Source organism: Endozoicomonas sp. ALC020 (genome assembly GCF_049275935.1).
In the GTDB taxonomy this organism is placed as follows: domain Bacteria; phylum Pseudomonadota; class Gammaproteobacteria; order Pseudomonadales; family Endozoicomonadaceae; genus Endozoicomonas_A.
In genome coordinates, this window is record NZ_CP184830.1 from 3238295 (window position 1) to 3247646 (window position 9352).

Sequence of the window (9352 nt, forward strand, 5' to 3'; positions counted from 1 at the left end):
ACAAAGGATTGCTAATGGCGAAATACTTCATTGACCACAATCTTCCCCCGCGTTTAGCCCATGCTATTCGGGAACTTTGTTCCTATGACAAGTCTTCAGAGATATATGCCTTGACGGATAAGTTTTCTGCTAAAGCTAAAGATGTCGACTGGATTACCTCATTGGGAGGGTGTCGCAAAACTCTGGTTCCCGCCTTCACCCCCGTCATTCCCAACTTCATTCTCGTCATTCCCAACTTCATTCTCGTCATTCCCGATTTCATTCTCGTCATTCCCGATTTCATTCTCGTCATTCCCGCGAAGGCGGGAATCCACACTGACTCACCACCAGAACCATACTGCCCGGTGCTCCCCTGGCCTTGTCATCCCCGAGAAGGCAGAGATCCACCGTTGGCGCTGGATTCCCGCCTTCGCGGGAATGACGACTTCAGAGGGTGAGAACGAGCTGTTGAAATTTTGCGACACCCTCAGAGCGAGGGAACGAGTTGAAAAAGACCAGAGTCGAATGAGCGGAAAAATGAATGACACCAATTTCCTTATGACCCCGGCTGTTTCCAACAATTGTCAGTGTTGCTAACTGAGTTGTCATTATAGTCAGGGTGAATTTTCTATATCTTTTAAAAAATATTAACTGCCACGGAGGTAATTCGTATGAATATACAGGGATGTCCACTAGCAAATACCTTTCACATCAAGTCATGGAAAAATAGCATGGCTGATGAAACACTAATTAACGAAGCTGGTAAGTTTAGAGGTGAAAAAGTAACCTTTTACTCTGAGGAAGCAGAAAGAGCTTACACTGTTTATGTCCACGAAAGTAACGTTAAAGGCAGATTTGTTAATGTCAATGTCACAGCCGAAACAGGTAGGAAAAATATTTTTAGCCGTATGGTTGGTGCAGTTGCTGACGCATTTAAACGGTTGGTTACACCGGGTATGAGATTTAATGAAACTCGTGCGCACCAAATTAAGAGTAAACTTGAAAATGGTATTCTGAAACAGGCTATAGATGCTGCTACTAAACCTTACGACAATGTAAAGACTATCAAAGATGGATTCAGAGCCGCAACTCAGCTTAATAATAAATTGGGTGTTGATGATCTTGAAGATAGAACTCGTCTCAATCTGGCGAAAACCCTTTATCATAATCACTACGACTCCTCTCTGCTTCTTCAACTTCAAGATGAACTTGTTATCAGAATGAATAAGTTAGAACGAGAAGCTGCGAGCGTCTCAGCATCGGCCAGTTTTTGTCAGGGTCAAATGGTACTTAATAGTGTTGATGGTGCTTTAAATATGACTCATTTAGCTTTGACTGGAGACAATAGTGCAAGACAGCGCGTAGATGATGCCAGAGGCAGGATCCATTCTAACTTGTGGATGCAAAATCACTACAACCGTAAGCTCGTTAAAACGAACGAAACTATCAGGTCAGTTGGTGCACTGTTATTAGAAGTTAACAATGCTATTTCTCATAGAATATTTTAAATTATCGAATGAGCGTAAAACCCCGTACTTTGAGGACGGGGATGACCGTCTAGCCGAAGGAATCCCCGTCGTTCAGAGGGTGTCGCAAAACTTCAACAGCTCGTTCCTTTGCTTTGAGTTCGTCATTCCCGCGAAGGCGGGAATCCAGCGCCAACGGTGGATCTCTGCCTTCCCGGGGATGACAAGGCCAGGGGGGCACCGGGCAGTATGGTTCTGGTGGAGAGTCAGTGGGATTCCCGCCTTCGCGGGAATGACGAGAATGAAGCCGGGAATGAGGGGAGTCAACTCGTTCCCACGCTGGAGAGAGTTTTGCGACACCCTCTTCACGGCGGGGAGGATGTTAAAAATGGGACTGAAGCATTGGGCAGACAGTGTCTGCACAATTGTCTCCGCAGTGCGGAGACAATTCATTGGGTCAGCGGCGAAAGTGGTTAGTCAGAAAAACATGCAAGGCCTTCATCGCCTGATAATGACCGGGTAAACAACGATATATTTCTAGTGCCAGGTCTTCTTTGTAGGTATGGGAAGTCAGGTTGCGGTCCTTCAACATACTCAGCCACGCTTTTTCGTCATCGAACCAGTGGGCGGCGTATGCCTGCTGCATACACTCTCTGGGCGTATTGGCAGTGATGCCTTCTTGTGCAAGGCATGCTTTCAGAGTTTTCCAACTCAGTTCAATGGAAAAGTCGAATCGCTGAATTGAGGCATTAATCACCAGGGGTTGCAACTCTTCATACTGCAATTTATTGTTGGCTGGCTTTCAGGGGCTGTGTTTAGAAACCGGCCAAGATTTATCCATCACCTGCTCAAAACTCCAAGGGCAGACTTCAGGAAAACTGCTTTGATTGAGCCTTTGGTGATCATGGCGAGCGTATTCATTCATTTCATCAATGGCATCTTGCTTACCGATGGAATAAGCCTTAGCCAAAACACGATCTATCTGGGGTTTTAGATTAGAATGCTTTTCAATCAATTGTCGAATTTTCGCCCTTGGGTTTCTAATGCTGGGCATCCAGGTATGTTTCACGCATTCGTCCACCCATGGATCTTGTAATACTTTTTCCTGATAATCCCATTTTAATAAGTGAGTAATCAGGATCATCAGGTGTGACTCTAATGTATCCAGGTTTTGATTAATACCCAACTCTAACTCCTCAATCAGGTTTTCAATATCCAATTGATCCAATTGACCTTGAATGAGGAGTTCCCGCTGTTGTCTTAACCACTGGTGATAGTCAGTGTTGTATAAACTTTCCATCGTTCTGCCTCGATTTGGGGACACCGTACTGTTTGAGGTTTGAGGATAGCAATTGGTGAGGGGAGGGCAAGTTGTCAAACACAACATGATAGTAAGTCTCCCCAAGCTGCCGCTGTCACACAAGCCCGTCGCCGTTAAAGCAACGGTGGGGATTGCTGTGATGAATCGGGCTTTCCACTGCAAGGTGGACCTGCGCTCCAGCATCATCGAGGAATCCCCGTTATGGTATTATCAGCCCGGGTCTTTAATGACTGGCAAACAGGCCAGGGAGACTTAACCGGAATTATATCGGTTATGCCGTGTAAGTCTGTAGGTTTTTTTTGCTATTGATCTTTTGACTGATAGCTCAATTGGTTTTTTGCCAACATTGAACCATCAGGCCAGAGCGGTCAGGGGTTTTAGCTTTCGATCAACATGAGCGCCTGATCCAGCTTACCAAGCATCTGTTTGATCTGTTCCTGAGCATCGGAATTGTCGGTCAGGCTTTGCTGCCTGCTCTGTAGCAGTTCGTAACTGATGTTAAGTGCCGCCATGACTGCAATACGCTCTGCACCTATCACGCCACCCGCACGGATCTGCTTCATTTGTTCATTTAAGTGTCGGGCTGCCTGATGAAGATTGGTTTCTTCCTGTTTGGGACAACTGACCAGGTATTCTTTGTCCAGGATATTGACGGTGGTAGTGGATGAACTGTCCATCAGGATTCATGCTCCAGAGTGCGCAAGCGGTTGATCATGGCCTCGACCTTGCTGCGTGCGACATCATTCTTCTCCATCAGCTGCGCGCGTTCTGCCTGCCAGGTTTGTTCCTTGGCGCGCAGTAGCCGGTTCTCTTTTTTCAGTTTCAGGCTGATGGCTACCAGGTCATCGATTTTCTGGTTCAGAGTTGTGAGTTCGTGGTCGTTCATAGGTTCCGGGACCGAGCTATTGGATCTACTATAGCGGCTGTCAGTAGACAGAACAATGCCTTTGCGATTTGCCCAACCGATAAATCTGGTACACTCACAGACCATCGGGTTTTTTATAAAGCCACTGGGATCCGGTTTCCTGCCGGTTTTTCAATCCACGCGGTTATTGATCGGTTGTTATGTGATCAACGGGCTCATTCCAGTAAGGCTTTCAGGGTAATTGTAATGACAAATAATGATGCGGCTCGTGACCTTGTCGCCTTTGATGAGCTGGCTGATCGTCTGGTTGAGTTGGGCGGTGAAAGTCATCCTTCTGAACTGCATGGCATTCTCTGTGGTACCTTTGCTGCAGGCAGTCAGCCCGGCGTGGAAGCCTGGTTCCGCCAGGTGTCCGGTTTACTGGATGATCAGGAGCTGGACAGCCGCTTTCAGGAACTCCTGATGCGCATGTATCAGGGAACCTTGCAAAAGCTTGATCAATCAGACTTTTCCATTGCTCTGCTTCTGCCAGATGACGATGAAGCCCTGGAGCAAAGAACCGAAGCACTGGGCTTTTGGTGTCAGGGGTTTCTGTTCGGTTTCGGCGAAGTGATTGGCGGTCAGTCTCTGAGTCAGGAAGTGGAAGGGGTTCTGGGAGATTTCTCGGAAATTGCCCAGATCCGGCCTGAAGCGGATGGCAGTGATGAGTCTGAACGTTTGTTCATAGACGTCAGTGAGTATGTTCGGATGAGTCTTTTAACCATTTTTTCTGAGGTGGCGTCTCAGGAAAAATCGGCAAAGCGTAATACAAAAACCATTCACTGATAACCAAAAAGGCTACCGTTGTCCTCTTAAGTGATGAGTGTTTTCATGGTTGAAAGGAGAGAGAGATGACCGGGAAGTACGATGTCCTGATCATTGGTGGTGGGCTGGTGGGTGCCAGTCTGCTGTGTGCTCTGGCGTCTGCGATCGATGAACATGGGCTGAAGGTAGCGCTGGTTGAAACGCATTCTATTGACGAAGCGCGGGATACTTCCCCTGACGCTCTGCCCAAGTCTCCACCGGGCTATGATGCCAGGGCCTCGGCACTCTCTTATGGCACTCGGCTGATCTATGGTGAACTTGGCATCTGGCCCGATCTTGATCCGTTTGCCATGCCTATTCTGGATATTCAGGTCTCTGACAGAGGGCATTTTGGTGCCACCCACCTTAATCATCAGAAAGAAAATGTACCTGCACTGGGGTATGTGGTTGAAAACCATCGGCTGGGTGAAGTGCTGCTCAAAAAGCTGAAAGCTTATCGCGATCAGGGGCAGGTAGACGTCCTGAGTCCGGCACAGGTTCAATCTTTACAGCCACTGCCTGACTCAGAAACGAAAGTGGTTATCAATCAAGGGGATGAATCTTTTGAGAAAATGGCGTCGCTTGTGGTCCTTGCCGATGGTGGTCGTTCCCGTTTGATGGCAAAACTGGGTATTTCACGCAAGCAGTATGACTACCAGCAGCATGCACTGATTGCTAACGTTTCCCTGAATAAGCCTCACAATGGCATAGCCTATGAACGCTTTGCCGGAAGGGGACCCATGGCTCTGCTTCCTCTCTCTGGAGATCGTTCAGCACTGGTCTGGACAGTGCCGTCTGACGAAATTGACGACAAAATGTCTATGGATGACGAGACTTTCCTGATCACTTTACAAGAAAAGTTTGGTTATCGTGCTGGTGAGTTTATCAAAGTTGGTGTGCGTGAAAGCTATCCTCTGGCTCTCAGTGTTGCCCGTGAGCAAGTCAGACCTGGTCTGGTTGTTCTGGGCAATGCGGCTCACGCTATGCATCCTGTCGCAGGCCAGGGTTATAACCTGGCCATCAGGGATACAATGGCTCTGGCCGGGAATATCGCTGAATCACTCAGACAGGGTATGGCCCCGGGCAATCTGTCCCGCTTGCTTCAGTACGTCGATGAGCAGAGAATCGATCAGAGGATGACTCTGGACTTCTGTGACGGTCTGGTGAAATTGTTTTCCCGACAGGAGCTGCCGGTGATTCTGGCCAGGAACCTGGGGTTAAGCTGTCTGGATATGAGCCGGGGATTAAAAGGTCGGTTTGCCAGAAAGGCCATGGGCTTTTAATTGCCAGAGCCTTTAGCAGAAATACAGCCTTTAGCGGAAATACAGCCTTGAGCTGAAAAAACAGTATCAGCAGGAGATCTCGGTTGAAATCATTTGATCTGGTGATTGCCGGTGGTGGCATGGTTGGGGTATCTCTGGCCCTGTCGCTGTCAAAAACAGACCTGAAAATAGCCCTGGTCGATCAACAGTCGCTTTCGGCTCAGGTATTCTCTCCTGACAGTCCCTATGCACCGAGAGTCAGTGCCCTGACCGAAGCTTCTTCCCGGTTATTCCAGCGACTGGGAGCCTGGGAAGCTATGACCTCACAGCGTGCAATGCCCTATCAGCATATGTATGTCTGGGACAGTGAAGGAACGGGTGAGATTGCCTTTGATGCCAGGTCAGCAGGTTTTAAGACGCTTGGAAATATTGTTGAAAACGATGTGGTTCGCAATGCGCTGCTGGAGCAGTTGGCTAAGACGGGGGTTGAATGCTTCCCCAACCAGTCAACCATTGCCTATCAGCTGGGAGAGCCCCATCAGGTTCAACTGGACAATGAAAAGATAGAAGCTCGTCTGCTGGTGGCTACCGATGGGGCCGAGTCGCGCCTGAGGAAACTTTCGGGCATTCCTTCCAGTCAGAAAGACTGTCTCCATCATGCGGTGGTCACCACCGTAGAAACAGAGAAATATCATCAGGACACCGCCTGGCAGGTCTTTCTGGCCTCCGGGCCTCTGGCGTTTCTGCCCATGCCCAGCCGGGGAGAAAAACACTTCTGCTCCATCGTTTGGTCGCTGGTTCCCGATGGCGCCGACGAAGTCCTGTCCCTGGATGATGAGGCTTTTTGTCAGGCTGTAGAATGCGCTTTTGAATCCAGGCTCGGGAAGGTGCTTTCAGTCGATCCCCGTTTTCGCTTTCCTCTCAGGCAGCGACACGCCCGCCAATATCACCGGAATAGAATTGTGCTGGCAGGTGACGCAGCCCATACCATTCATCCTTTGGCGGGTCAGGGTGTGAACCTTGGGCTGCAGGATGTGGAGGTTCTCTCTGAAGAAATTATTCGTGCTATTGAGCGTGGCGATGACTTTTCTGGCAGTCATATCCTGAATCGGTATGAGCGCAGAAGAATGGGCAGTAATTTGTTGATGATGAAGTCCATGGAGGGTTTACAGAACCTCTTTGCCGCTGACGATATCGGTCTTCGCTGGCTGAGGAATACCGGACTGAAGTGGACGAATAGTCTGCCTTTTGCCAAAGATATGTTGATCAAACATGCACTGGGAGTCTGAAAGCTCGAAATTGTTTGTCTATCCAGACGCATTTTCTGAACAATTGTTACTTTTCTTTCTATGCTCTGTTGTCTGATTCTTTAATTAATCAGGAATAAAAGAATGAAAGAGTGTCTTCTGGTCTGGGGTATATTGTGTTTTTTAATGACGGCTCATGCTCAGTCAGAGCCTGACGACAATGACAATCACCGCGACTCTCATGACTTCATTGTCACACTGGTGCGACATGGAGATCGAAGTCCAAGGTACCCTTTAAATCCCGAACTCTGGCCCATGGGACCCGGTGAGATGACAGACATTGGCTTCAAGCAGTGTTATGAAGCGGGTAAGCATTTCAGGCAGACACAACTTCCGACTGATTTTCCTTCCCGCTGGAATCCGGATCTCAGTTATCATCAGGCCCGTGGCCTGGACAGAACCATCCAGTGCGCCACCACCATGCTTCAGGCTATTTACCCCGACAGTCTCAAAACAGGCTCAGGCAATGAGTTTGCGGCTGTTCCACCGGTTTATGCTTACCCTCTGCGAGACGATTATTTTCTCGGATTTACTCAAGCCTGCACTGGCTACAAAGCCCTGATTGGCGGTCTGCAAAAGAGTCCTCTGTGGCAAAAGAAGGCAGAAGAAATGGGGCTCGACAGGATCAGGCTCTGGGCCAAAGAGTCAGGGCACAGGCCAACACTCCATGCCATGATGAGCCTTGCCGACGCATTGCATATCAGAAAACTGCATAATCTTCCTCTGCCAGAGTTTCTGACCCCCCGGGATGAGCAGCAGCTGGAGGGTCTGATTGACTGGTTTATGCCTCAAATGGGCAAAGACAGCCGTATAGTCCAGCTGGCCAGCCAGTATCTTGTGAAGGCGATTGACCAGCGTTATCAGCATTATCAGAGCTGTCTTGAAAGTGGCAAAACCACCTGTGAATACTTCTATCTGTTGTCTGTCAGTGACAGCAACATACTGACCCTGATGACGGCTCTGGGGAGCCCCGCAGAGTCTAATGTTCCCTATACCAGTATGTTAACACTGCGCTTCTCGGCCTCAAACAGAACTGTTCAGGTTTCACTAAATGACGAGCCTCTGGCTCTGTCCTGTGGGAAAACCTGTTCTCTTGAGCAATGGGGTCAGTTGGTAGCTTCTGTGCAAAGCTCTGACTGGCCGACATTGTGCCAGCTAAAAGAGCCTGAGGCTCATTCAACACCGGATATATCCACAGGGACTAAAAAAGAAAAATAACAATTTTTCTGAACTATATTTAACCAGCTCCGTCTAATGATATTAATAAGGCAGAATTTTGCCAGGTCCCTGTCGGATTCAAATCATGGCAATCTTGATGGTCAATGGTTTTTATGTTGGAAATTACAATTACCCCTCGGGAAGGAGAGTCGAATGCGTAGGTTAATGTTTGCAGGTATCGTACCTGTTGTTTTATTACTGTCACTGCTTCAGGGCTGTTCGGAGAAGCGGGATTGTCCGAAGGTGGCTCCTTCAACCGGTGAGCCTGCCCGTCCGGTTGCCGAAGAAGAAGCCTATGATTGCACCACTGTTGATACCACTGATGCGCTCAAGCAGACATGGTGTGAGGCACGTGGAGCTTTTGATCAGAGCCCAATGGCTGGTAATGTTGCCAACTTTGGCAATTATCTGAAAGGTTACCGTCAGGGTATCAACGATGCCCGTCGAGCGGAAACCAGTCAGGTCTCTCGAGAGGCTCTGGAAGGAAAGACTGAAAAGCCTGATGAAGCGGGTTACCGCGAAGGCTATCAGCGAGTGGTTGCAGAGCTGGGTGTTCTGGAATACAACTGCCGTGATGAAGATAAAGCCAGTGAATACAAAGATCGCTGGTGTGAGGCCGACGATGCCTATCGTTCTGCCAGTATCGGCAGCAGTGAAAACCCGTTTCTGAGAGAGCGCTTCATTGACGGTTATATGGCTGGTGGTCGTGTCGCTCTGACCGTTCCCACTTCCATGGAAGCCTTCTTCAGTGGCGAAAACCCTGAAGGCAAACAGTCTGCTATCTACAAGCAGGAAGGTGATGATGTTAAGCCTACCGAGCAGGCTTTTTATCGTGGCTTTGATGAAGGCTACAAAGCGATGATTGCCAGCATCAGGGATTCTATCAACCAAGTCATGCAGCAGATGCAGGTGCCCAACAACATGGAAATGCCTGAAGGTTTGATGGCGCCTCCGCCCAATCAGTAAACTCTGACTGTTAGAGTTGAGGTAATAAGCCTGGTTATTTTTAATGACCGGGCTTGTTCGTGTGTGTGCTGATTTTGCTAAAATGATACAAATCTCGTTACTGGCCACAGGCCCCCTGCGGTCGA

General features: G+C 48.7%; 12 protein-coding genes and 1 other RNA gene. 7 read left to right on the forward strand and 6 right to left on the reverse strand.

Annotation, left to right across the window (positions count from 1 at the left end; all coding sequences use genetic code 11):
• The first annotated feature begins 14 nt into the window (after positions 1 to 14).
• Positions 15 to 437: a hypothetical protein gene (locus ACOJUO_RS12140; RefSeq protein ID WP_422139911.1), complete on the forward strand. Its 423-nt coding sequence runs from the start codon at positions 15 to 17 to the stop codon at positions 435 to 437.
• A 273-nt stretch (positions 438 to 710) separates the two neighbouring features.
• A complete protein-coding gene (locus tag ACOJUO_RS12145) occupies positions 711 to 1487 on the forward strand; it encodes a hypothetical protein (protein WP_422139912.1) in 777 nt (258 codons plus the stop codon).
• Between the two features lie 49 nt (positions 1488 to 1536).
• Here the strand turns inward: ACOJUO_RS12145 and ACOJUO_RS12150 are convergent, their stop codons facing one another.
• The 6 genes from ACOJUO_RS12150 to ACOJUO_RS12175 all read right to left on the reverse strand — a co-directional run bounded on the left by ACOJUO_RS12150 (position 1537) and on the right by ACOJUO_RS12175 (position 3652).
• Positions 1537 to 1686, reverse strand: a complete 150-nt coding sequence (locus tag ACOJUO_RS12150) for a hypothetical protein (protein WP_422139913.1) — start codon at positions 1684 to 1686, stop codon at positions 1537 to 1539.
• Positions 1687 to 1902: 216 nt separating this feature from the next.
• Complete coding sequence (locus tag ACOJUO_RS12155; protein WP_422139914.1) at positions 1903 to 2229, reverse strand: HI0074 family nucleotidyltransferase substrate-binding subunit; 327 nt, start codon at positions 2227 to 2229, stop codon at positions 1903 to 1905.
• Positions 2230 to 2247: 18 nt separating this feature from the next.
• Positions 2248 to 2745, reverse strand: coding sequence for a DUF29 domain-containing protein (locus tag ACOJUO_RS12160; RefSeq protein WP_317143385.1), 498 nt, complete (start codon positions 2743 to 2745; stop codon positions 2248 to 2250).
• A 94-nt stretch (positions 2746 to 2839) separates the two neighbouring features.
• Positions 2840 to 3018: non-coding RNA, 6S RNA (ssrS, locus tag ACOJUO_RS12165), on the reverse strand.
• Positions 3019 to 3143: 125 nt separating this feature from the next.
• Positions 3144 to 3443 carry a cell division protein ZapA gene (locus ACOJUO_RS12170; RefSeq protein WP_422136950.1) on the reverse strand — a complete coding sequence of 100 codons (300 nt, stop codon included), beginning with the start codon at positions 3441 to 3443 and terminating at the stop codon, positions 3144 to 3146.
• The gene (locus ACOJUO_RS12175) at positions 3443 to 3652 is read right to left on the reverse strand and encodes a TIGR02449 family protein (RefSeq protein ID WP_422139915.1); all 210 of its coding nucleotides are present in this window, start codon (positions 3650 to 3652) and stop codon (positions 3443 to 3445) included. Before ACOJUO_RS12175 ends, ACOJUO_RS12170 begins: the two co-directional genes overlap by 1 nt.
• A gap of 225 nt (positions 3653 to 3877) precedes the next feature.
• On the opposite strand from ACOJUO_RS12175, the gene ACOJUO_RS12180 reads away from it, so the two are divergent.
• The 5 genes from ACOJUO_RS12180 to ACOJUO_RS12200 all read left to right on the forward strand — a co-directional run bounded on the left by ACOJUO_RS12180 (position 3878) and on the right by ACOJUO_RS12200 (position 9227).
• Positions 3878 to 4456 (forward strand): UPF0149 family protein, encoded by a 579-nt coding sequence (locus ACOJUO_RS12180; RefSeq protein WP_422136952.1) that lies wholly within the window; start codon positions 3878 to 3880, stop codon positions 4454 to 4456.
• Positions 4457 to 4521: 65 nt separating this feature from the next.
• Positions 4522 to 5757 (forward strand): 2-octaprenyl-6-methoxyphenyl hydroxylase, encoded by a 1236-nt coding sequence (ubiH, locus tag ACOJUO_RS12185; RefSeq protein WP_422139916.1) that lies wholly within the window; start codon positions 4522 to 4524, stop codon positions 5755 to 5757.
• An 83-nt stretch (positions 5758 to 5840) separates the two neighbouring features.
• Positions 5841 to 7025: an FAD-dependent monooxygenase gene (locus ACOJUO_RS12190; protein WP_422136954.1), complete on the forward strand. Its 1185-nt coding sequence runs from the start codon at positions 5841 to 5843 to the stop codon at positions 7023 to 7025.
• A 102-nt stretch (positions 7026 to 7127) separates the two neighbouring features.
• Positions 7128 to 8261 carry a hypothetical protein gene (locus tag ACOJUO_RS12195; RefSeq protein ID WP_422136955.1) on the forward strand — a complete coding sequence of 378 codons (1134 nt, stop codon included), beginning with the start codon at positions 7128 to 7130 and terminating at the stop codon, positions 8259 to 8261.
• A gap of 153 nt (positions 8262 to 8414) precedes the next feature.
• Positions 8415 to 9227 (forward strand): hypothetical protein, encoded by an 813-nt coding sequence (locus tag ACOJUO_RS12200; RefSeq protein WP_422136956.1) that lies wholly within the window; start codon positions 8415 to 8417, stop codon positions 9225 to 9227.
• The last annotated feature ends 125 nt before the right edge of the window (positions 9228 to 9352 follow it).